18 protein-coding genes and 1 pseudogene are annotated in these 23,533 nt (G+C 58.5%); 9 read left to right on the forward strand and 10 right to left on the reverse strand.

What is annotated here, in order from left to right; all coding sequences use genetic code 11:
* Positions 1 to 95 precede the first annotated feature (95 nt).
* The 10 genes from AC4ANE_RS05730 to AC4ANE_RS05775 all read right to left on the reverse strand — a co-directional run bounded on the left by AC4ANE_RS05730 (position 96) and on the right by AC4ANE_RS05775 (position 13,565).
* Positions 96 to 1,070, reverse strand: a complete 975-nt coding sequence (locus AC4ANE_RS05730; protein ID WP_031596607.1) for a peptide ABC transporter ATP-binding protein — start codon at positions 1,068 to 1,070, stop codon at positions 96 to 98.
* Positions 1,070 to 2,038, reverse strand: coding sequence for an ABC transporter ATP-binding protein (locus AC4ANE_RS05735; RefSeq protein WP_002555195.1), 969 nt, complete (start codon positions 2,036 to 2,038; stop codon positions 1,070 to 1,072). Before AC4ANE_RS05735 ends, AC4ANE_RS05730 begins: the two co-directional genes overlap by 1 nt.
* Positions 2,039 to 2,048: 10 nt before the next feature.
* Positions 2,049 to 2,960 carry an ABC transporter permease subunit gene (locus tag AC4ANE_RS05740; protein ID WP_002555194.1) on the reverse strand — a complete coding sequence of 304 codons (912 nt, stop codon included), beginning with the start codon at positions 2,958 to 2,960 and terminating at the stop codon, positions 2,049 to 2,051.
* Positions 2,961 to 2,970: 10 nt separating this feature from the next.
* A complete protein-coding gene (locus AC4ANE_RS05745; protein ID WP_002555193.1) occupies positions 2,971 to 3,981 on the reverse strand; it encodes an ABC transporter permease subunit in 1,011 nt (336 codons plus the stop codon).
* Positions 3,982 to 4,055: 74 nt separating this feature from the next.
* A complete protein-coding gene (locus AC4ANE_RS05750) occupies positions 4,056 to 5,651 on the reverse strand; it encodes an ABC transporter substrate-binding protein (RefSeq protein WP_005745330.1) in 1,596 nt (531 codons plus the stop codon).
* A gap of 82 nt (positions 5,652 to 5,733) precedes the next feature.
* Positions 5,734 to 7,149, reverse strand: coding sequence for an OprD family porin (locus tag AC4ANE_RS05755; RefSeq protein WP_002555191.1), 1,416 nt, complete (start codon positions 7,147 to 7,149; stop codon positions 5,734 to 5,736).
* 155 nt (positions 7,150 to 7,304) lie between these two features.
* Positions 7,305 to 8,888: an ABC transporter substrate-binding protein gene (locus tag AC4ANE_RS05760; RefSeq protein ID WP_460408754.1), complete on the reverse strand. Its 1,584-nt coding sequence runs from the start codon at positions 8,886 to 8,888 to the stop codon at positions 7,305 to 7,307.
* Positions 8,889 to 9,222: 334 nt separating this feature from the next.
* Positions 9,223 to 10,851, reverse strand: a complete 1,629-nt coding sequence (locus tag AC4ANE_RS05765) for an ABC transporter substrate-binding protein (RefSeq protein WP_002555189.1) — start codon at positions 10,849 to 10,851, stop codon at positions 9,223 to 9,225.
* A 256-nt stretch (positions 10,852 to 11,107) separates the two neighbouring features.
* Positions 11,108 to 12,715, reverse strand: a complete 1,608-nt coding sequence (locus AC4ANE_RS05770; RefSeq protein ID WP_002555188.1) for an ABC transporter substrate-binding protein — start codon at positions 12,713 to 12,715, stop codon at positions 11,108 to 11,110.
* A 136-nt stretch (positions 12,716 to 12,851) separates the two neighbouring features.
* Positions 12,852 to 13,565 carry an SIMPL domain-containing protein gene (locus AC4ANE_RS05775; RefSeq protein WP_002555187.1) on the reverse strand — a complete coding sequence of 238 codons (714 nt, stop codon included), beginning with the start codon at positions 13,563 to 13,565 and terminating at the stop codon, positions 12,852 to 12,854.
* A gap of 192 nt (positions 13,566 to 13,757) precedes the next feature.
* Here AC4ANE_RS05775 and AC4ANE_RS05780 point away from each other — a divergent pair, with 192 nt between their 5' ends.
* The 9 genes and pseudogenes from AC4ANE_RS05780 to AC4ANE_RS05820 all read left to right on the forward strand — a co-directional run bounded on the left by AC4ANE_RS05780 (position 13,758) and on the right by AC4ANE_RS05820 (position 23,457).
* Entirely contained in the window at positions 13,758 to 15,017 is a 1,260-nt protein-coding gene (locus AC4ANE_RS05780) for an ATP-binding protein (protein WP_002555186.1), read from the forward strand.
* Positions 15,014 to 15,577, forward strand: coding sequence for a response regulator transcription factor (locus tag AC4ANE_RS05785; protein WP_002555185.1), 564 nt, complete (start codon positions 15,014 to 15,016; stop codon positions 15,575 to 15,577). Before AC4ANE_RS05780 ends, AC4ANE_RS05785 begins: the two co-directional genes overlap by 4 nt.
* An 89-nt stretch (positions 15,578 to 15,666) precedes the next feature.
* Positions 15,667 to 17,400, forward strand: a complete 1,734-nt coding sequence (locus AC4ANE_RS05790; protein WP_002555184.1) for an ABC transporter ATP-binding protein/permease — start codon at positions 15,667 to 15,669, stop codon at positions 17,398 to 17,400.
* A gap of 98 nt (positions 17,401 to 17,498) precedes the next feature.
* Positions 17,499 to 18,248: a FadR/GntR family transcriptional regulator gene (locus AC4ANE_RS05795; protein WP_002555183.1), complete on the forward strand. Its 750-nt coding sequence runs from the start codon at positions 17,499 to 17,501 to the stop codon at positions 18,246 to 18,248.
* A gap of 326 nt (positions 18,249 to 18,574) precedes the next feature.
* The gene (kdgD, locus tag AC4ANE_RS05800) at positions 18,575 to 19,486 is read left to right on the forward strand and encodes a 5-dehydro-4-deoxyglucarate dehydratase (RefSeq protein ID WP_004656752.1); all 912 of its coding nucleotides are present in this window, start codon (positions 18,575 to 18,577) and stop codon (positions 19,484 to 19,486) included.
* A 163-nt stretch (positions 19,487 to 19,649) separates the two neighbouring features.
* Positions 19,650 to 21,025, forward strand: a pseudogene (locus AC4ANE_RS05805) (MFS transporter).
* A 10-nt stretch (positions 21,026 to 21,035) separates the two neighbouring features.
* Positions 21,036 to 22,589: a galactarate dehydratase gene (garD, locus tag AC4ANE_RS05810; protein ID WP_002555180.1), complete on the forward strand. Its 1,554-nt coding sequence runs from the start codon at positions 21,036 to 21,038 to the stop codon at positions 22,587 to 22,589.
* Positions 22,590 to 22,833: 244 nt separating this feature from the next.
* Positions 22,834 to 23,073 (forward strand): PLD nuclease N-terminal domain-containing protein, encoded by a 240-nt coding sequence (locus AC4ANE_RS05815; RefSeq protein WP_002555179.1) that lies wholly within the window; start codon positions 22,834 to 22,836, stop codon positions 23,071 to 23,073.
* Positions 23,074 to 23,262: 189 nt separating this feature from the next.
* Positions 23,263 to 23,457, forward strand: a complete 195-nt coding sequence (locus AC4ANE_RS05820; protein ID WP_044322962.1) for a hypothetical protein — start codon at positions 23,263 to 23,265, stop codon at positions 23,455 to 23,457.
* The last annotated feature ends 76 nt before the right edge of the window (positions 23,458 to 23,533 follow it).

The raw sequence follows: 23,533 nt of genomic DNA on the forward strand, positions 1-23,533 counted from the left end.
CGGAAGTCTTTGAGAAAGATCGGACGCGGAGCGTCCAGAACTGCGTGCCCACGCTGGAGCGTGGGCACGATAGTCTTCTAGCTTCTAGCTTCAGCCTATGCCGCTACAAATTGCTCGGCATAGTGGCAGGCCACCTGACGGTTATCTACCAGACGAAGCTCCGGTACGTCTGTTGCGCAACGTTCCGTCGCGTAAGGGCAGCGCTTGTGGAAGGCGCAGCCGCTTGGCGGGTTGAGCGGGTTGGGCAGCTCGCCGACGATCTTGATCTTCGGTTTGAGCGGGTCCGGGTGGATGGTCGGGGTCGCTGACAACAGTGCCTGAGTGTAAGGGTGCAGCGGACGGTTGTAGATCTCTTCCTTGGGACCCATTTCCGCTGGCCGCCCCAGGTACATCACCAATACCGTATCGGCGACATGACGCACCACCGAAAGGTTGTGGGAGATGAACACGTAGGCGGTGTTGAATTTCTGCTGCAAATCCATGAACAGGTTCAGCACCTGTGCCTGAATCGACACGTCCAGCGCCGAAGTCGGTTCGTCCGCGACCAGCACTTTGGGCTGTAGCATCATCGCCCGGGCCAGCGCGATACGCTGACGCTGACCGCCGGAAAACATATGCGGGTAGCGCTGATAGTGCTCGGGGCGCAAACCGACCTGAGCCATCATCGCCTGCACTTTTTCCCGACGTTCTGCCGCCGACAGTTTGGTGTTGATCAACAGCGGCTCGCCGAGCTGGTCACCGACTTTCTGGCGTGGGTTGAGCGACGCGTAAGGGCTCTGGAATACCATCTGCACGTCTTTGCGCAACTGCTTGCGCTCGGACTTGCTGGCACCGGCCACTTCCTGGCCAGCGATTTTCAGCGAACCCGATGAAGGTTCTTCAATCAGTGTCAGCGCGCGGGCCAGTGTCGACTTGCCACAGCCGGACTCGCCGACCACAGCCAGGGTCTTGCCGGCTTCCAGTTCGAAGGACACACCGTTAAGCGCGCGCACCAGCGCTGTGCCTTTGAACAGGCCTCGGGAGACTTCGTAGTGACGGGTAAGGTCGCGGGCGGTAAGTACGACGCTCATTACGCCACCTCCTGATTCAAGGGATAGAAGCAGCGCGCCAGACTATGGGCCTTGGGGTCCAGGCCAGGACGTTCGGTCCGGCAGTTGTCGCGCACATACGGGCAGCGCGGTGAAAGCAGGCAACCCTGTGGCCGGTCATAGCGACCCGGAACCATGCCCGGCAGCGTGGCGAGGCGTTCGGCGCCCATGCTGTGCTCGGGAATAGCAGCCAGCAAGGCTTCGCTGTACGGGTGGGCAGGGACCTCGAACAGACCAGGCACCTGACCGACTTCGACGGCCTGACCGGCATACATCACACAGACGCGCTGGGCGGTTTCAGCCACTACCGCCAGGTCGTGAGTGATCAGCACCAGCGCCATGTCCTGCTCTTTTTGCAGGCTCAGCAACAGCTCCATGATCTGCGCCTGAATGGTCACGTCCAGCGCGGTGGTCGGTTCGTCGGCGATCAGCAGTTTCGGTTCGCCGGCGATGGCCATGGCAATTGCTACACGCTGACTCATGCCGCCCGACAGTTGATGCGGGTAGGCATTCAGGCGTGCAGCCGCACCAGGGATTTCGACCTTTTCCAGCAGTTCCAGCGCGCGCTGGCGTGCCGCCTTGCCCGACATGTTCAGGTGCTGGCGCAGCACTTCCTCGATCTGGAAGCCCACGGTGTAACTGGGGTTCAGCGCGGTCATCGGGTCCTGGAAAACCATCGCCAGGTCTTTGCCGATGATGCGACGACGCTGCCGTGCGTTCAGCTTGAGCAGGTCCTTGCCGTCGAAGTTGAGCGCGTCGGCGGTGATGATGCCGGGTGAATCGATCAGCCCCATCAGCGCCATCATGGTCACGGATTTACCGGACCCCGATTCGCCAACGATGGCCAATACTTCGCCTTTTTCGACGCTCAGGGACAGGCCGTCCACAACAGGTACGGCCTTGGCGTCGCCGAAGCGGACGTTGAGATTCTTGATTTCAAGAAGTGACATGCGAATCTCCTCAGGCGGCGTTCTTGAGTTTCGGGTCCAGCGCATCGCGCAGACCGTCGCCCATCAGGTTGATTGCCAGCACGCTGAGCAAAATGGTCAGACCGGGCAGGCTTACGACCCACCAGGCACGTTCGATGTAGTCGCGCGCCGAGGCGAGCATGGTGCCCCACTCAGGCGTCGGTGGCTGTACGCCAAGGCCCAGGAAGCCCAGCGCTGCGGCGTCGAGAATGGCCGAGGAAAAACTCAGCGTTGCCTGAACGATCAGCGGTGCCATGCAGTTGGGCAGCACGGTGATGAACATCAGGCGTGGCAGGGTGGCACCGGCCAGACGCGCAGCCGTCACGTAGTCACGGTTCAGCTCGCCCATTACCGCAGCGCGGGTCAGACGTACGTAGGACGGCAGCGACACGATGGCGATGGCGATCACGGTGTTGATCAGGCCAGGGCCGAGAATTGCCACGATGGCTACAGCCAGCAGCAGCGATGGCAGGGCCAGCATGATGTCCATCAGGCGCATGACCGAAGGGCCCAGCACGCGCGGGAAGAAGCCCGCCAGCAAGCCCAGCAGGATGCCCGGGATCAGCGACATGACCACCGATGCCAGACCGATCAGCAGCGACAGGCGCGAACCCTGGATCAGACGCGACAGCAGATCGCGGCCCAGTTCGTCGGTGCCGAGGATGAATTGCCATTGACCGCCTTCAAGCCACACCGGAGGTGTCAGCAGGAAGTCACGGTATTGCTCGCTCGGGTCATGGGGCGCAACCCATGGGGCGAACAGGGCGCAGAACACGATCAGGATCATGAACAGCAGGCCGGCAACCGCGCCTTTGTTTTTCGAGAACGCTTGCCAGAATTCTTTGTACGGGGATGGGTAAAGCAGGCTTTGATCGACTGCTACCGCAGGAGTAGGGGTGCTCATATCGATGATCTCAGCGCTGATGACGGATGCGTGGGTTGGCAAAGCCGTAGAGGATATCCACCACGAAGTTGACCAGGATCACCAGACAGGCGATCAGCAGAATGCCGTTTTGCACGACCGGATAATCCCGGGCACCGATGGCTTCGATCAGCCACTTGCCGATACCGGGCCAAGAGAAGATCGTTTCGGTCAGTACCGCACCGGCCAGCAATGTGCCGATTTGCAGGCCGAATACGGTCAGCACTGGAATCAGCGCATTGCGCAGGCCGTGAACGAATACCACGCGTGCTGGCGACAGGCCTTTGGCCCGTGCAGTACGCACGTAGTCTTCACGCAGTACTTCGAGCATCGAAGAGCGGGTCATCCGGGCGATTACCGCCAGCGGGATGGTGCCCAGCACGATGGCCGGAAGAATCAGGTGATGCAAAGCATCGAGAAACGCGCCTTGTTCGTCACTGAGCAAGGTGTCGATCAGCATGAAGCCGGTGACCGGCGGAATGTCGTACAGCAGGTCGATCCGCCCGGATACCGGCGTCCAGCCCAGTGATACCGAGAAGAACATGATAAGGATCAGGCCCCACCAGAAGATCGGCATGGAGTAGCCCGCCAGGGAAATCCCCATGACCCCATGGTCGAACAGGGACCCTCGCTTGAGTGCGGCGATGACCCCGGCCAGCAACCCGAGAATACCCGCAAAAATCAGTGCCGCCAGCGACAACTCAAGGGTTGCCGGGAACAGCGAGGTGAATTCGCTCCAGACACTGGTGCGCGTACGCAGCGATTCACCGAGGTCGCCGTGGGCGAGCTTGCCGATGTAATCGATGTACTGGGCATACAGTGGCTTATTCAGACCAAGACGTTCCATGGCCTGAGCGTGCATTTCCGGATCGACCCGGCGCTCACCCATCATGACTTCGACCGGGTCGCCCGGAATCAGGCGAATCAGGGCGAAGGTCAATAAGGTGATGCCGAAGAAAGTGGGTATCAGCAACCCCACTCGGCGGGCGATAAAACTAAACATCTTGGTGTGTACCTCATCAGCCGGTTAGGCGTGCTCCGGCGAGTCTCGGGTTATGAGCTCGCCGGATTATTTTTCTACTTCACCTGGGTAGTGGCGAAGTTGTTGGTTGTGAGCGGGCTGATTTGGTAGCCCTCCACATTTTTACGCATGGCCGTGAACATTCTGGTGTGAGCCATACTGATCCACGGCTGGTCCTTGTTGAATATTGCCTGAGCTTGCTCATAGAGCGTCGCACGCTCCTGCGGGTTCACTGTTTCGCGGGCCTTGTCGATCAGCGTCTGGAATTCGGCATTGCACCAGCGTGCATAGTTCTCGCCGTTTTTCGCCGCTTCACAACTAAGCATCGGGGTCAGGAAGTTGTCCGGGTCGCCATTGTCGCCTGCCCAGCCGGCAGACACCATGTCATGTTCGCCGTTCTTGGCGCGTTTGAGCATTTCGCCCCATTCCATGACACGAATGTCGATCTTGATGCCGATCTTTGCCAGGTCGGACTGCATCATTTGCGCGCCGAGCATCGGGTTAGGGTTGGTCGGGCCACCGCCGTTGCGGGTGAACAGGGTAAACGTGGTGCCTTCCGGCACGCCTGCTTCCTTCAGCAAGGCGCGTGCCTTGTCGAGGTCGACCGGCGGATTCTTCAGGCTGTTGTTGTAACCCAGCAGGGTCGGCGGATACGGGTTGACTGCTACCAGCGCATTACCCTTGCCGAACACCGCGTTGACATAAGCGTTCTTGTCGAACGTCATGTCAATGGCTTTGCGTACCCGCACATCGCTCAAATATTTGTGCGTGGTGTTGATCGCAATATAGCCGGTGGTCATGGCCTCCATTTCATCGATTTTCAGATTCGGGTCTTTCTTGATGCTCGGCACGTCGTCCGGCTTTGGGTACAGCGCGATCTGACATTCGTTGGCCTTGAGTTTCTGCAGGCGCACGTTGTTGTCGGTGGCGATGGCCAGAATCAATGCTTCGGCAGGCGGTTTGCCGCGGAAGTAGTCCGGATTGGCCTTGAAGCGTACCTGCGCATCCTTGGCATAGCGCTGGAAGATGAATGGGCCGGTGCCGATTGGCTTGCTGTTTAGATCGTTGGTCTTGTCGGCTTTCAACAACTGGTCGGCATATTCTGCCGGGTAGATAGAGGCGAACGCCATGGCCAGGTCGGCCAGGAATGGTGCTTCGCGGCGGGTCAGGGTGAATTTGACGGTGTAGTCGTCAGTTTTCTCGACGCTTTTCAGCAGCTCTTTGAAGCCCATGCTTTCAAAGTAGGGGAAGCCAACGCTCGACTTGTCATGCCACGGGTGTTTCGGGTCCAGCTGACGCTGGAAACTCCAGAGCACATCGTCGGCGTTCATGTCGCGGGTCGGTTTGAAATAGTCTGTGGTGTGGAACTTGACGCCTTTGCGCAGGTGGAAAGTGTAGGTCAGACCGTCTTCGCTGATGTCCCAGGATTCAGCCAGCGCAGGAATCACTTCCGTGGTACCGGGTTTGAAATCCGCCAGGCGATTGAATACGGTTTCAGCCACGGCGTCGGCCGTCACGGCTGTTGTGTATTGCACCATGTCGAAGCCTTCGGGGCTGGCTTCGGTGCAGACCACCAGGGGTTTTGCCGAAACACTGACGGCGACGCTGAGCAGGGCCAGGGCGATCGAGTTGCGTAGCGATAACAGTTTCATTGTGAACCCTCCATAGAGTTGACGCCGATGGTGATGTTCTGGCGCAAGGCTGTTGCCTTGCACCAGAACGGTTTTCAGCGAATCAAAGAATGTTGAACGGAACGGTGGTCACCAGACGGAATTCGTTGATGTTGCCATCAGCCTGATTCTCGCTGGCGCGGTGCGTGGTGTAAGTGGCGCGGATGGCAGTGGCCTTGAGCGGGCCGGACTGCACGGAGTACGACGTACCGATACCGTATTCGTAGTGAGTCTCGCCGTCCATTGCGTTTACGCCGCTCGCTGTCCGAACGCCATTGATTGTCTGGACGTCGCCGTAGACGTTGCCTTTATATTTGGTACCGTCGATGTCCCAGCCGCGCGCCTGGTAAATGTTGAACTTCAGGCCCGGCACGCCATATTCGGCCATGTTCAGTACGTAGGCGATCTGCAGGGATTTCTCGTTCGGGCCGTTGAAGTCCGAGAGCAGGGAGTTGGCCAGGAAGATTGCGTTGGTGTCGTGCGCATAGTCGAAATACTCATCGCCAGACACTTGCTGATAGGCAAGGCTGATGCTGTGAGCGTTATGCGTACCGGTGAACGACAGGCTGTAGGTATCGTTGTCGATAGGGCCCTGTTTGCTTTGACCGGAGTCCTTGGTCTTGTAGTAGTTCAGGTTGGTGCTGAGCGCCAGTGCCTTGCTGTCACCCAGTTCGTGGGTGAAGCCGAAGTAGTACTGGTGCCAGAAATCTTCCAGATTCGATGCATAAAAGCTGGTAGTCAGGCTGTCGGTCGGCTTGTAGTCAGCGCCGAACATGTCCAGGCGGTCGGCGGTCTGGCTGCGATCACCGTACTCGGAGCGGAACTTGTCCAGACTCTGTTCCATACGTGGCGATACGCGGTCGAAGCTACCGGCTTGAAACGACAGGTTGTTGAGCTCGTCGCTCTGTACGGCAACACCCTGGAAGCTGGAAGGCAGTGCGCGGTTGCCAATGAAGGCGATGACCGGGGTGTTCACCGATTGGCGACCCATGGTCAGGACGGTGTTGGAAACCCGCGCCTTCACGTTGCCCAGGCCCATCTTGCTCCACTGACCCACTGCATCACCGTCACTGTGTGCCAGGGTACGGTTGGAGTTGCCGGCAAAGTCATCGGTGTCACGGTCCAGCGCAATGGCGTTGTACAGTGCCAGCTCGGTGGCGAAACCTACAACACCCTGCGTGTAGCCCGAGGTGTAGTTGACGATGGTGCCCTGCTGCCAGTTGATACGACGCGAGGTCTGCTCAGCGACGCCGTTGTCGTTGTAGCGGAAAACCTCGCCACGACGCTTCAGTTCGTTGGCGTACCAGTTGCGGGTCGTGCCGGTCAGGTGTTGATCTTCGATAAAGCCGTTGGCGTCAGCCTGTGCGTTCTTGGAGCTCAGCTCGGTCGGTATGAACGTCTGGCTGGCTGGTTCTGCCTGAACCAATGCGCCGAACGACGAGAGAGATAAGGCCAATAACGCAGTACTTGTTGTTTTCACGATGTGCAGCTCCCTTTATCACTTTTTTATATGCCAGTTCTTAAGCCTGGCTTTTGGTGGTGCAGGGCCTTGGGCCCTGCGTTGTTATCGGTATAAACGCGCAAGTGCTGGCTCTCGCCGTTACACAAGACGGCGAGGGCATGCGTGGTTGCTGATCAGTCGGCGATGCTGACGCCTGAAAAGTTGTTGCGACCAAACGGGCTGACGTGGAAGTCTCTGACCTCGGCGCGCAACGGCTGATTGACCGTCGAGTGGGCAATCGGGGTGATCGGCACCTGTTCCTTGAGGTAGCGTTGCGCCTGTTTGTACAGGTCGGTGCGCTGCTCGCGGTCGGTGACAGCGACGGCGGCCTTGACCAGCTGGTCGTATTTTTCGTCGCACCACATCGAGTAGTTGTTACCGCCAATGGCGGCGCAGCTGTACAGCCAGTTGTCCGGGTCACCGTTGTCGCCGGTCCAGCCGATCAGCGAGATATCGTGTTCGCCATTCTTGGTGCGCTTGAGGTATTCACCCCATTCGTAACTGACGATCCGGACTTTGATGCCGACCTTGGCCCAGTCGGCCTGCAGCATCTCGGCCATCAGCTTGGCGTTGGGGTTGTAAGGACGCTGGACCGGCATGGCCCAGAGGGTCAGTTCGGTGCCTTCCTTGACGCCAGCCGCGCGGAGCAGGGTTTTCGCTTTTTCCGGGTCGTAAGGCGCGTCCTTGATACTGTCATCGTAGGACCACTGGGTTGGCGGCATGGCATTGACTGCCAGTTGTCCTGCGCCCTGATATACCGCGTTGATGATTGCTTGCTTGTTGACGGCCATGTCCAGCGCCTGGCGCACTTCCAGCTTGCCTAGCGGCTCGTGGCGTACGTTGTAGGAGATGTAACCGAGGTTGAAGCCTGGCTTCTCGATGATCTGCAGGCTTTTGTCTTCCTTGAGGCTGGCAAGGTCTGCCGGACGCGGGTTGACCGAGACCTGGCACTCGTTGGCCTTGAGCTTCTGCATGCGGGCAGAGGCGTCGGTCACGATGGCGAAAATCAACTGGTCGATCTTCACCCGGCTCGGGTCCCAGAACTCCTTGTTGCCCTTGTAACGAATCTGCGAGTCTTTCTGATAGCGCTGGAACACGAAAGGCCCCGTGCCAATCGGTTGCTGGTTGATGTCGCGCACATCACCCTTGGCCATCAGTTGTTCGGCGTATTCGGCGGAGAGGATCCCGGCGAAGTTCATCGCGATGTTCTGGATGAACGCTGCATCGACCGTATTGAGGGTGAACACCACGGTCAGCGGGTCGGTCTTGTCGATGGATTTGATCTTTTTGTTCAGGCCCATACTGGTGAAGTAGGGGAACTCGGTCGGGTAGGCTTTGCGAAACGGATGGTCGGGGTTGAGCATGCGGTTGAAGGTGAACAGCACGTCGTCGGCATTGAAATCACGGCTGGGCTTGAAGTTCTTGTTGCTGTGAAACTTCACGCCTTCGCGCAGATGAAACGTGTAGGTCAGACCGTCTTGCGAAACATCCCATGAAGTAGCCAGCCCCGGAACCACGCTGGTATCGCCCTGCTTGAATTCGGTGAGTCGATTATAGATCGGCTCGGATGCATCGTTATCGGTGGATGAGGTGTATTGAGCACCGTCGAAGCCAGCCGGACTCGCTTCGGAGCAAAACACCAGATTGCTTGCCGCCTGGGCAAACGGGGCCAGTGCCAACAGTCCCAGGCACGACGTCATCGCAAGAGTTTTACGCATGATGATCCCTATCCTTCAAAGGACGAGCCGAGGCTCGAATGTCTAACTGGCCCGAAGGCGCTGACCCGAAAAAGATTTCCGAACAACCTGTCCGCACACATTGGGTTACAACGGCCACGAAGCGGCTGGCTTCCTGCCAGTTGCCGCGACCTCAGGACGGTAATTCGCCAAAGACGCGCGGTATATAGGCTCGCAGGCAGCAAAGTGCGTAGGAAATATCTTAGTGATAGTCGAAGAGTGCCAATATCGACACTTTTTCAACCAACTGCTCGGGGCTCATGTTCAGGTAGAACGGCAGGCTGCGCCGGTTGGGCGGCGCAGCCTGCCGCCGGTTTTATTTCCCGGTTACGCTCACGCCGTAGAAGGAATTCAAGCCAAACGGGCTGATCTTGAAGTCCTGTACGCTAGTGCGCATGGGCTGGTAGACAGTCGAGTGCGCAATAGGCGTCATCGGCACTGCGTCTTTCAGGAGGTGTTGCGCCTGTTTGTACAGCTCGGTGCGCTTGGCCTGATCGGACGTTTCCTTGGCCTGATGGATCAGCGTGTCGAACGGCTTGTCACACCATTTGGCAAAGTTGTTGCCGTTCAGGGCGTCACAGCCGAACAGGGTGCCGAGCCAGTTGTCGGGGTCACCGTTGTCGCCGCTCCAGCCAATCAGCATGGCGCCGTTCTCGCCATTCTTGGCCCGCTTGATGTACTCGCCCCATTCATAGCTGACGATCTTGGCGTTGATACCGATCTTCTTCCAGTCGTTCTGGAGCATTTCGGCCATCAGTTTGGCGTTGGGGTTGTAAGGACGCTGAACCGGCATCGCCCACAGGGTGATTTCGGTGCCTTCCTTGATGCCCGCTTCCTTGAGCAGCTCGCGAGCTTTCTCGGGATCGTACTTGGCATCCTTGATGGTGGTGTCATAGGACCACTGGGTCGGCGGCATGGCGTTGACCGCCAATTGACCTGCACCCTGGTAAACCGAGTCGATGATCTGCTGCTTGTTGACCGCCATGTCCAGCGCTTGGCGCACTTTCAACTGAGCCAGGGGATTTGGATGGTCTTCGCCCTTGATCTCAGGCATCACGTTGTAGGCGATGTAACCCAGGTTGAAGCCAGCCTGATCAGGCATCTTCAGGTTTTTGTCGGCCTTGAGTGGCTCAAGGTCGGCAGGACGTGGGTAAGCGGTGATCTGGCATTCGTTTTTCTTGAGCTTCTGCATGCGCACCGAGGCATCGGTGGTGATGGCGAAGATCAGGTTGTCGACCTTGACGTCTTCAGGCTTCCAATAGTCCTTGTTGCCGGTGTAACGAATATTGGAGTCTTTCTGGTAGCTCTTGAACACAAACGGACCGGTGCCGATAGGCTGCTGGTTGATCAGCTCCGGCTTGCCTTCCTTGAGCAGCTTGGCGGCGTACTCTGCGGACTGGATGGACGCGAAGCTCATTGCCATGTTCTGGATGAACGCAGCGTCGACTTTGCCAAGAGTGAACTTGACGGTGTGGTCGTCGACTTTTTCGATCTTGGTGATGTTGGTGTCCATACCCATATCAGTGAAGTACGGGAATTCGGTCGGATACGCTTTGCGGTAAGGCATGTCCTTGTCGATCATGCGATTGAACGTGAACAGCACGTCATCGGCATTGAATTCACGGGTCGGCTTGAAGTAGGGCGTGGTGTGAAACTTGACGCCTTCGCGAAGGTGGAAGGTGTACATCAGGCCATCATCAGAGATGTCCCACTTGGTTGCCAGGCCGGGCACCACGGAGGTGCCGCCGCGTTCAAACTGGCTCAGGCGGTTGAAAATGGTCTCTGCTGCGGCGTCGAAGTCAGTACCTGTGGTGTATTGACCCGGATCGAATCCGGCAGGGCTGCCCTCGGAGCAGAACACCAGATTCGAAGCTGCGTGAGCGAAAGGAGCACTGGCGAGCAGGCTGGCGCCGACCAGAAACGGAATGACCGCGTGTTTGAGCATGGTTGCCTCAGTTGTTGTCATTTTGATTAGAGGGAACGACCTCGTGAGCCGATCCATCCGATACTTATGCAGGGGCCATACCCAAAGCAAGACAGTGACGCCAAAGAAGCGACAAAGAGTGGCACGATCGTACAGGAATGTCGCGAAAGTGTAATTTTCGACCCTGTTGATCGTTTGCGTGTCGTTTTTTGAAACGTTTTACGCACCGTTAAGGCGCAACCGGGTGAGAAAAATGCACCCGGTTGGAGCCATGTTGTTACTTCACTGTTCCCAGGCTGACACCATAGAAGGGTGTCAGACCGAATGGGCTGATCTTGAAGTCCTGCACTTCCTGGCGCATCGGCTGAAACACCTTCGAGTTGGCAATAGGTGTGATCGGTACCTGCTGCTTGAGAATGTGCTGGGCCTGCTGATAGAGCTTGATGCGCTCGTCGCGGTTACTGGTCAGCTTGGCCTGCTGCACCAGCTTGTCGTAGGCCGGGTCACACCACTTGGCGTAGTTGCTGCCTTTGACGGCTGCACAGCTGTACAGCACACCTAGCCAGTTGTCAGGGTCGCCGTTGTCACCGGTCCAGCCGTAGATCATCGCGTCATGCTCGCCTGCCTTGGCGCGCTTGATGTATTCGCCCCACTCGTAGCTGACGATGTTGGCCTTGATGCCGATCTTTTCCCAGTCGGACTGAATCATCTGTGCAGACATGCGCGCATTGGGGTTCGAGGCGCGCTGTACGGTCATGGCCCACAGGTCGATTTTCGTGCCCGGTGCCACGCCTGCTTCCTTGAGCAGTTGCTTTGCCTTGGTCAGATCGTGAGGGGCATCCTTGATCGTCGGGTCATAGCTCCACTGACCCGGCGGCAAGGCGTTTTCGGCCAGTTGACCGGCGCTCTGGTAAACCGCTTTGATAATCGCCGGTTTATCGATAGCCATGTCCAGCGCCTGGCGCACCTTGAGCTGATCAAGCGGCGCATGGGTGACGTTGTAGGCGAGGAACCCCAGGTTGAAGCCCGGCTGGCTGAGGACCTTGAGTTTCGGGTCCTTTTTCATTTCTTCGATGTCCTGCGGACGCGGATAGCCGCTGACCTGACATTCGCCAGCCTTGAGCTTCTGCATGCGCACTGCGGCATCGCTGCTGATCGAGAAGATCAGATTGTCGATCTTCACGTCCTCGGGCTTCCAGTACTCGGTGTTGCCCGCGTAACGGATCTGCGAGTCTTTCTGGTAGCGTTTGAAGACGAACGGGCCAGTGCCGATCGGCTTCTGGTTCAACTCCTCGGCCTTGCCTTCCTTGAGCAATTTGTCTGCGTACTCGGCGGACTGGATCGACGCGAAGCTCATGGCCAGGTTCTGCACGAACGCAGCGTCAATGTTGTTCAGGGTGAACTTGACGGTCAGTGGGTCGACTTTCTCGACGCTCTTGATCGTTGTGTTCAGGCCCATGTCAGTGAAGTAGGGCGATTCGGACGGGTAGGCCTTGCGGAACGGATGGTTGGCGTCGAGCAGGCGGTTGAACGTGAACAGCACGTCGTCCGCGTTGAATGCGCGAGTAGGAGTGAAATAGTCCGTGGTGTGGAACTTCACGCCGTCGCGCAGGTGAAACGTGTAGGTCAGGCCATCCGGCGAGACGTCCCAGCGAGTAGCCAGGCCTGGCTCCACTTCCGTGCCGCCACGCTTGAATTGGGTCAGGCGGTTGAAGACGGTTTCGGCCGAGGCATCGAAGTCGGTGCCGCTGGTGTACTGACTGGGGTCGAAACCGGCCGGGCTGGCTTCAGAGCAATACACCAGTGTGCTGGCCGCCTGGGCCAGAGGTGCGCAGGCCAGCAGAGCGGAGGTCAGCAGCAGCGGTTTGAAGAGTGTGTGTCCCATGGATCCCTCGCGTAGTGCTGCGTTCTCAATATTGGACGCAGAGCGTCGGTAACTGCATTCCCACGCAGAGCATGGGAGCGATAGTTGTGCTGATTGAGCTCCGGTTTCCGGGCTCGGAATAAATGATGACCGTTTCTCAGGGAATCGCGACTTCAATCACGCCATCGGCTGCAACGCTGACCTGGCTGGTGCCCGCTTCGACATCGGGTGTTGGCGCTGAGTCTTCCCGCGAGGATTTTGCCATCATCATCACCGGTGCGCGCAGATACGGCTGCGGGTAGCCCGAGGTGTTCAGGTTCAGGTTAACCAGCTTGTAACCCGTGCCGCCCAAGGCTTCTGTGACCAGTTGCGCTCGGGCCTTGAACGCAGTCACGGCGTCCTTGAGCAGGGCGTCTTCGCTGGCCTTGCGGGTCGATGGCGAGATCGAGAAGTCCATGCCGCCCATTTTCAGATCCGTCAGCAGCTCGCCGGTCAGCTTCGAAAGTATCGCAAAGTCCGCACTTTCCAGACGCAGCTCGGCGCGTTCACGCCAGCCGGTGATCTTCTGCCCTTTGTCGTCGTAAACCGGATAGCTGTTGCGGCTGCCCTGACGGATCTTCACATCCTTGACCTGCCGCGCCTGGCCCAGAGCCTTGTTCAGGGTTTCAGTGATCTGAGCTGCCAGTTTGGCCGGGTCGCTGTCCTGTGCTTCGGTATAAAGGGTAACCAGCATCAGGTCGCGCTGGACTTCCTGATTGACCTCGGCGCGCAAGGAAATCTGGTTGTACCGGGCTTCTTCAGCCAGGGCCGGCAGGCTGGACAGGGCGGCGGCCAGCGCGACGAGCGTGGCAGCAGGGCGAAGATTGAACATGAGAGCTCCTTGTTATCAAACGGCCTGCGACACGTGTCGCTCGGCGCAAAGTGTTCTGACTGTAGCGCTTTGGCCCGGTTCCTGCGATGCCGGACTGCTCTGGTGTGCGGTGCGTTGACGCACTTTTCCAGTTTTGCCTCTCGCTTGGTTATACTCGCTGCGATCCGCCTGGAGCACTCATCAGGAGAGCTCATGCTCGCCCCCGTTCAAATGCTTTCGGCCACACGTCAAAACCTGTGGCGCCTGACATTCATCCGTATTCTGGTGCTGGCCGCGCAAGCCGGCTCGGTAGGTATGGCCTGGCTGTTCGACTTTCTGCCACTGCCGTGGCTGCAACTGTCGATCACCCTGGGCTGTTCGCTGGTGCTCTGCGGGCTGACCGTCATTCGTCTGCGCACCTCGCTGCCGCTCACCGAGCTTGAATATGCGCTGCAACTGGCGCTGGACCTGCTGATTCACAGCGCGCTGCTGTATTACTCGGGCGGCTCGGCCAACCCGTTCGTGTCTTATTATCTGGTGCCGCTGACCATTGCCGCCGCCACGCTGCCGTGGCGTTACTCGCTGATTCTGTCCGGCTTTGCGCTGAGCATGTACACCTTGCTGATGGTGCGTTCCTACCCGCTGGAAACCGATTCCATTGCCCGGGAAAACATGCAGGTCTACGGCATGTGGCTGAGTTTTGCGCTGGCGGCTTCCGTCATCACCTTTTTCGCGGCAAAGATGGCCGAAGAGCTGCGTCGCCAGGAGCAGTTGCGCGCCGAGCGCCGGGAGGAGGGCTTGCGCGATCAACAGCTGCTTGCCGTCGCGACTCAGGCCGCAGGCGCGGCCCATGAACTGGGCACTCCACTGGCGACCATGAGCGTGCTGCTCAAGGAAATGCGCCAGGACCACGGTGACCCTGCTTTGCAGGACGACCTGTCGGTGTTGCAGGAGCAGGTCAAGCAGTGCAAACAGACCCTTCAGCAACTGGTGCGTGCCGCCGAAGCCAACCGGCGCATGGCCGTTGAACAGCAGCCTGCCACCCGCTGGCTGGACGAATCCCTCAACCGTTGGCATTTGATGCGCCCGGAAGTGAGCTACCGCTTTTACCAGTTGGGCAAGGGCGAGGTGCCGATGCTGGCCCCGCCACCGGACCTTACCCAGGCGCTGCTCAACCTGCTCAACAACGCGGCCGACGCCTGCCCCGATGGCCTTGAAGTCAACCTGAACTGGGACAGCACAGAAGTCTGTATCAGTATTCGCGACCACGGCGCAGGTGTGCCGCTGGCAATTGCCGAACAGATCGGCAAGCCGTTCTTTACTACCAAGGGCAAAGGTTTCGGCCTGGGTCTGTTTCTGAGCAAGGCCAGCGTCACCCGTGCGGGTGGCTCGGTAAAGCTCTACAGTCATGAAGAAGGCGGTACGCTCACCGAGCTGCGCCTGCCCCGAGATACGCGAGGAGAAGAAGCATGAGTGACGAAGACATCCAGGTTGAAGGCGAAGAGCTGCCGCACCTGTTGCTGGTCGATGACGACGCGACGTTCACCCGTGTAATGGCGAGGGCCATGAGCCGTCGTGGTTTTCGCGTGAGCACCGCAGGTTCAGCCGAGGAAGGCCTGGCGCTGGCGCAGCAGGACATTCCTGAATACGCCGCGCTGGACCTGAAAATGGATGGCGATTCAGGTCTGGTGCTGCTGCCCAAGCTGCTGGAAATGGACCCGGACATGCGTGTGGTGATCCTCACCGGTTATTCGAGCATTGCCACGGCGGTCGAAGCCATCAAGCGCGGCGCGTGCAATTACCTGTGCAAACCGGCTGATGCCGATGATGTGCTGGCGGCTCTGCTGTCCGAACACGCCAACCTCGACACGCTGGTCCCCGAGAATCCGATGTCGGTGGATCGCTTGCAGTGGGAGCACATCCAGCGCGTGCTGACCGAGCACGAGGGCAATATTTCCGCCACAGCCCGGGCGCTGGGCATGCATCGCCGGACCTTGCAACGCAAGTTGCAGAAGCGCCCTGTGCGGCGTTAATGAAGGTTTTTTCATAGTGGTCGTATAGGCGTTTTTTTGCTTCATTGTGATCAGGCATCGTACTTTCAAAGAGAGCGAGCCTGACCTACATGAATCGCAATGCTGAATATTCTGCCGTCAACGACACTGTGAAAGGGGCGTTTCTACACCGCGTCTGGAAGCTGATAACGCCGTATTGGCGCAGTGAGGAAAAGGTCACCGCCTGGCTGTTGCTGGTTTCGGTGATTGCGCTGTCGCTGTTCAGCGTACAAGTGTCGGTCTTCTTCAACAGCTGGTATCGGGATTTTTACAACGCGCTGGAGAATAAGGACCTGGCTGCCTTCACCCACCTGATCCTGTACTTCAGCGGTATCGCCGCGATCGCCATTCTGGCAGCGGTTTATCGTCTGTACCTGACCCAGTTGCTGACTATCCGCTGGCGTCGCTGGCTGACTGAACAGCACTTCGCCCGCTGGCTGGCAGACAAGAACTACTACCACCTGGAGCAGGGCGGGTATACCGACAACCCCGACCAGCGTCTGTCCGAAGACCTCAACGAGTTCACCACCAGCACCCTCAGTCTGGGGCTTGGCTTGATGAGTGCGGTCGTCAGTCTTGTCTCGTTCTCGGTCATTCTCTGGGGCGTGTCGGGCAGCATCGAACTGTTCGGGGTCACCATACCCGGCTATATGTTCTGGGCGGCCCTGCTTTACGCGCTTATCGGCAGCCTGTTAACGCACTGGATCGGCAAGCGGCTGATCCCATTGAACAACCAACAGGAGCGCTTTGAGGCGGACCTGCGTTTTGCTCTGGTGCGTGTACGGGAAAACGCCGAAAGTATTGCCTTGTCCGAGGGCGAGCGTAATGAAAACCAGCGCCTCAGCGGGCGCTTCATGATGATCTGGAATAACTTCCGGGCATCCATGAAAGTCCAGAAGCGACTGACGTTCTTCACATCGGGTTATTCGCAGATTGCCCTGATCTTTCCTTTCATCGTGGCTGCGCCGCGGTATTTTTCGGGCAAGATCGAGTTGGGTGATCTGATGCAGATCAATTCGGCATTCGGTAATGTGCAGGAGAACTTCAGTTGGTTCATCAGCGCCTACAGCACGCTGGCCTCATGGCGCGCCACCTGTGACCGCCTGCTGAGCTTCCTTCAGGCCATGACTGATCATGAAGCGCAGCAACCGGCCATTGAAAGGGTTCACGCTAACGACACACTGGACCTGCGTGGCCTGGAATTGAGCCTCGCAGGGGGGCGTCAACTGTTGAGCGATGCCAATCTGCATATCGGTCCGGGAGAGCGAGTGATGCTCAGTGGTCGCTCGGGCAGTGGCAAAAGCTCGTTGCTGAAGGCTTTCGGTGGTCTATGGCCGCACGGTTCGGGCCAGATTTGCTTGCCCACAGGGACGGCGCTGTTCCTGCCGCAACGGCCTTATCTGCCCATCGGCACCTTGCGTGAGGCAATGAGTTATCCACAACCTGCGCAACGCTACCCGGCAGAACGCTTTGCAGAGGTGCTGAACCAGTGTCGTCTGGAGCGCCTGATACCGCGACTGGATGAAAGCAATCACTGGCAACGCTTTCTGTCGCCCGGCGAGCAGCAGCGAGTGGCGTTTGCTCGCGCCTTGCTGGTCGCGCCAAGCTGGCTGTATATGGATGAGGCCACCTCGGCCATGGATGAGGATGACGAGGCTGCCATGCACCGCGCAATCATTGATGGCCTGCCCGGTTTGACGCTGGTCAGTATCGGACATCGCAGCAGCCTCAAACGCTTTCATGGTCGGCATGTGCGTATCGAGGGCGCAAAACTGCTCGAGCAACCGACACCAGCAGCGGTTTGAGGTTAGTGCTGTTGGGCGGGTGGCGTTTTTGAGGGTGTGATCATACAACCGCTGAGCTATGATTAGCCCATGTTTAGCAGTCCAGAGATCGATGTTGGATGGAAAATCAAAGCGCTCCGCCCCGCGCCCGTAGAAAACACCGCAGCCTCGCGCAGGAGTTGGTGACTGAGCTGTCCGAGCGAATTCGCAGCGGTCAGCTCAAGCGTGGCGACAAACTGCCTACCGAATCCGCAATCATGGAAGAGCAGGGCGTTAGCCGCACCGTGGTACGCGAGGCGATTTCGCGCCTGCAAGCGTCCGGTCTGGTCGAGACCCGCCACGGCATCGGCACCTTCGTTCTCGATACGCCAAGCCCCAGTGGGTTCCGTATCGATCCGGCCACCATTGTCACTCTGCGTGATGTGCTGGCTATTCTCGAATTGCGTATCAGCCTGGAAGTCGAGTCGGCCGGGCTGGCAGCCCAGCGGCGCAGTGACGAGCAGTTGGCGGCGATGCGTTCGGCGCTGGACGCGCTCAATGAAAGTGCCGCACACGCCACGGATGCGGTGGCGTCTGACTTCCAGTTCCACCTGCAGATTGCGCTATCGACCGGCAATCGCTATTTCACGGACATCATGACCCACTTGGGCACCAGCATCATCCCGCGCACACGGTTGAACTCTGCGCGTCTGGCCCATGATGATCAGCAGCACTACATGGACCGCCTGAGCCGCGAGCACGAAGAAATTTTCGACGCCATCGCCCGTCAGGACTCCGATGCGGCTCGCGCCGCCATGCGCCTGCATCTGACCAACAGCCGCGAACGCCTGCGCCACGCCCACGAAGAAGCCGAGTCGCAGCGGGCCTGACGATTAAAGAGGACGCAGAGCGTCCAGAACGGCATGCGACGCAGAGCGTCGCACGATAGGTTAGGTGGATTGAGGTTATCCGCACGCTCTCGCACAATAGTCAGGCTTATCGTTCCTCACGCTCCAGCGTGGGAAGGCCTGCCGTGACGCTCTGCGTCACAAATCTACGCGGCATCGCGTGAGCCAAAAACGGCCCCGGTGCTCTCCCTCTGAAAAAACCCGAAAATCCCTGTTGAGTGATTTTATTATCAGTTGTACGATGACTTACGACATCGGCGCTGACCCGGTGATCCTCTAACAATTATGTCCTCCATGGTGTTCGAATAATGAATCCACAAGAACTGAAGTCCATCCTCTCATCCGGTCTGCTGTCTTTCCCGGTTACCGATTTCAACGCTCAGGGCGACTTCCATCGCGCGGGCTACATCAAACGCCTCGAGTGGCTGGCTCCGTACGGCGCCAGCGCTCTGTTCGCTGCGGGCGGCACAGGTGAGTTTTTCTCCCTGGCTGCCAGCGAATATTCCGAAATCATCAAGACTGCCGTCGACACCTGCGCCACCAGCGTGCCAATTCTGGCCGGTGTAGGCGGTCCGACCCGTCAGGCCATCGAGTACGCTCAGGAAGCCGAGCGTCTGGGCGCCAAAGGTCTGCTGCTGCTGCCGCATTACCTGACCGAAGCCAGTCAGGACGGCGTTGCCGCCCACGTTGAAGCGGTGTGCAAGGCGGTGAAGATCGGTGTGGTGGTCTACAACCGTAACGTCTGCCGCCTGACCCCAACCCTGCTGGAGCAACTGGCCGAGCGTTGCCCGAACCTGATCGGTTACAAGGACGGTCTGGGTGATATCGAGCTGATGGTTTCGATCCGCCGCCGTCTCGGCGACCGCTTCTCGTACCTGGGCGGCCTGCCGACCGCTGAAGTCTATGCCGCTGCCTACAAGGCGCTGGGCGTGCCGGTCTACTCGTCTGCGGTCTTCAACTTCGTGCCGAAGCTGGCGATGGACTTCTACCACGCCATTGCCCGTGACGATCACGAGGCGGTCGGCAAGTACATCGACGATTTCTTCCTGCCGTATCTGGAAATCCGCAATCGCAAGGCCGGTTACGCCGTGAGTATCGTCAAGGCGGGCGCAAAAATCGCCGGCTACGACGCAGGCCCGGTGCGTGCGCCATTGACTGACCTGACTCCGGACGAGTGCGACATGCTCGCCGCGCTGATGGACAAACAAGGCAAGCAGTAACACCCCCAGGACAAAACCGCTGAGCGATCAGCGGTTTTGTCGTTGGAATGCATGACCCTTACAGGTGGTAGCTGTCGTCGCCGCGACACTGCCAAGGGGCCTGTAATGCAACACCCAAAAACAGCTTTACCCGCGTAAAAAAATAATCAGTGGGAGCTCTACCATGCAAAAGTCCAAGCCGACGCACGTCCGCTATTTGATTCTGTTGATGCTGTTTCTGGTCACCACGATCAACTACGCCGACCGTGCCACCATCGCTATCGCTGGTTCCAGCATCCAGAAAGACCTTGGCATTACTCCGGTCACTCTGGGCTATATCTTTTCTGCATTTGGCTGGGCCTACGTGGCCGGTCAGATCCCCGGTGGCTGGCTGCTCGACCGTTTCGGGTCGAAGAAAGTCTACGCCATGAGCATTTTCACCTGGTCGCTATTCACCCTGCTGCAAGGCTATGTGGGTGAGTTCGGTATTTCCACCGCCATCGTCGCGCTGTTCTTCTGGTCGGGTTGGCTGAAGCGCCTTCCTTCCCGGGCAACGCCCGCATCGTCGCCGCCTGGTTCCCGACCGCCGAGCGCGGCACGGCCTCGGCGATCTTCAACTCGGCGCAATACTTCGCCACCGTTCTGTTCGCTCCGCTGATGGGCTGGATCGTCTACACCTACGGCTGGCAGCACGTATTCGTGGTCATGGGCGCAGTCGGTATCCTGTTCTCGATGATCTGGATGAAGGTCATCTACGGCCCGCGCAACCACCCGATGATCAACGAGGCCGAACTGGAGCACATTTCCAGCAATGGCGCGCTGGTCGATCTGGATCAGGACAAGGGTAAAGGCGCGCAAAAAACAGCCAGCAGCGGCCCCAAGTGGGATTACATTCGCCAGTTGCTGACCAACCGCATGATGCTGGGTATCTACCTCAGCCAATACTGCATCAACGGCATCACCTACTTCTTCCTGACCTGGTTCCCGGTGTACCTGGTTCAGGAGCGCGGCATGACCATCCTCAAGGCGGGCATCATTGCCTCGTTGCCGGCTATCTGCGGCTTCATCGGCGGGGTATTGGGCGGCATCATTTCCGACTACCTGCTGCGCAAGGGCCACTCGCTGACCTTCGCCCGCAAGGCGCCGATCATCGGTGGCCTGCTGCTGTCCACCTCGATCGTGACCTGCAACTACGTTGATATCGAATGGGTGGTGGTAGGCTTCATGGCCCTGGCATTCTTCGGCAAAGGCGTCGGTGCACTGGGCTGGGCTGTTATGTCCGATGTTTCACCCAAGCAGATTGCCGGTTTGAGCGGTGGTCTGTTCAACACCTTCGGTAACATTGCATCGATCACCACTCCGATCGTGATTGGTTACATCATCAGCAGCACCGGCTCGTTCAAATGGGCACTGGTGTTCGTGGGCGCCAACGCGCTGCTGGCGGTAATCAGTTACATTTTCATCGTGGGTGAAATCAAGCGTGTGGAATTGAAAGAGCCGCCTGCCAAGGGGCCATTGCTGAACGACTCGGTCAGCGACCTTTCCGAAGCGAAATCCTGAGGAAACCGTGATGAACCTGATTCAACATGCCGATTCGCCGCGCTATATCCGGCTGCATCCGCTGGATAACGTCGTGGTCGTGGTCAACGACAAGGGCGTGCCGGCCGGAACCGAATTCGACAACGGCCTGGTGACTGTCGATAACGTCCCGCAGAGCCACAAGGTCAGTACTGTTGACCTCGCCGTGGGCGAGGCCGTGATTCGTTACGGCCACACCATTGGCTATGCGCTGCAACCGATACCGCGTGGCAGCTGGGTCAGGGAAGACCAACTGCGCATGCCCTCGGCACCTGCGCTCGACAGCCTGCCGATGTCCGACGCGGTGCCCGAGAAACAGGCCCCGCTGGAGGGTTATACCTTCGAAGGCTATCGCAACGCTGACGGCACCGTGGGTACCCGCAACATTCTGGGTATCACCACCACCGTGCAGTGCGTGACCGGTGTGCTCGACCACGCGGTCAAGCGCATCCGCGACGAGCTGTTGCCCAGATACCCGAACGTCGATGACGTCGTGGCCCTGACTCACAGCTACGGCTGCGGCGTGGCAATCACTGCCACCGATGCCTATATTCCGATTCGTACTGTGCGCAATCTGGCACGCAACCCGAACCTGGGTGGCGAGGCGCTGGTGATCAGCCTGGGCTGCGAGAAGTTGCAGGCCGGGCAGGTCATGCATGAGGGCGACAGCTCGGTGGACCTCAGCGAGCCCTGGCTGTATCGGCTTCAGGACTCCAGTCACGGCTTCAACGAAATGATCGAACAGATCATGGAGCTGGCCGAGACGCGTCTACAGAAGCTGAACCTGCGTCGTCGTGAAACAGTACCTGCCTCGGAGTTGATCCTTGGCATGCAGTGCGGCGGCAGTGATGCGTTTTCCGGCATCACCGCCAACCCTGCGCTGGGCTACGCCTCGGATCTGTTGCTGCGTGCTGGTGCGACGGTGATGTTTTCCGAAGTAACCGAAGTGCGCGACGCCATCTATTTGCTGACATCCCGCGCGCAGGATCAGGAGGTCGCGCAGGCTCTGGTGCGGGAAATGGACTGGTACGACCGTTACCTGGCCAAAGGCGAGGCAGATCGCAGCGCCAACACTACGCCGGGCAACAAGAAAGGCGGGTTGTCGAACATTGTCGAGAAGTCTCTAGGGTCTATCGTCAAATCAGGCAGCAGCGCCATCAATGGCGTGCTCGGCCCTGGTGAGCGGGTCAACGGCAAGGGGCTGATCTTCTGCGCTACGCCTGCCAGTGACTTCGTCTGCGGTACGTTGCAATTGGCGGCCGGCATGAACCTGCATGTGTTCACTACCGGACGCGGTACGCCGTATGGTTTGGCGATGGCACCGGTGGTGAAGGTCTCGACCCGCACCGAACTGGCTCAGCGCTGGCCTGACCTGATCGACATAGACGCCGGACGCATTGCGACTGGACGCGCAAGCATCGAGGACCTGGGCTGGGAGCTTTTCCACTTCTATCTGGAGGTGGCCAGCGGCAAGAAAAAGACCTGGACCGAGCACTACCGGCTGCACAACGACATCACGCTGTTCAACCCGGCACCGATTACCTGACGGGAGTGTGACGCGGAGCGTCACGAACGGCATTCCCACGCTGGAGCGTGAGGAACGATGTGCAGAGGAATACGCCTATCGTGCTCATGCTCTGCTTGTGTGTGCCGTTCTGGACGCTCTTGCCTCTGAGCTGAGCACCCGGGCACAATCCGAAAGATTCTCTGAACTTTAGGCCGCTTTCCGGCCTCTTCTACAGTAGGGCAGCCGGTCTGGCTGCCTTCGTTGATGGTGCAGGAGATTTCAAATGGGTTGGATATCGGAAAATCATTTGTGGCTGTTTGCAGCGCTGACTGCTCTGATCGTGATTTCGGACATTTGGGCAGTCATGCGTATTCGCAAGAGCAAGACACAATCCAGCAACAAGCTGATGTGGATCATCGTTGTTGTTGCCGTGCCGATTGCTGGCGTATTGGCCCTGCTGGTCGCTGGTCCGCGCCATGTGGACACGCCTGCCAGGCCTGAGCAGCAAAGCACCAAGTACTGACCCCGCCTTTCGGAAATACCCCACCTGCGGGTGTGGGTATTTCTCTTGCAGACCGCTCATTCCCGTTTCGCAAACATTCTTTTCACAAAGACGGGCTTGTGGCTGGCAAAAATAAAAATCTCTGCAATTCTTCTGTCATGGTGGGGTGTTTACATGCTCGCCATCCAGACCCGAACAAGGAGAGAGCACATGTCGATCATTACCAGGTGGGCGTTGCAGGCGGTTGCATTGTTTGTGCTGGGCTGGGTGGCAACGACGACAGCGAATTGGAGCAACAACATGGCCAACGGTACAGGCAATGATCGCTTGGCGGAGCTGAGTGCTGGTGTCCTGAGCAGTCCGGTACTGACTGCTTCTTCGTCGCAAACAGTGCGAAGCGAATAACCCGGCCTGATCCATGGAGGAGTGCTGGTACTTTTCTACAGGCAAAAAAATGGCCCACAACGGGGTGGGCCAAATG

This window comes from Pseudomonas sp. Pme6b, from assembly GCF_058129925.1.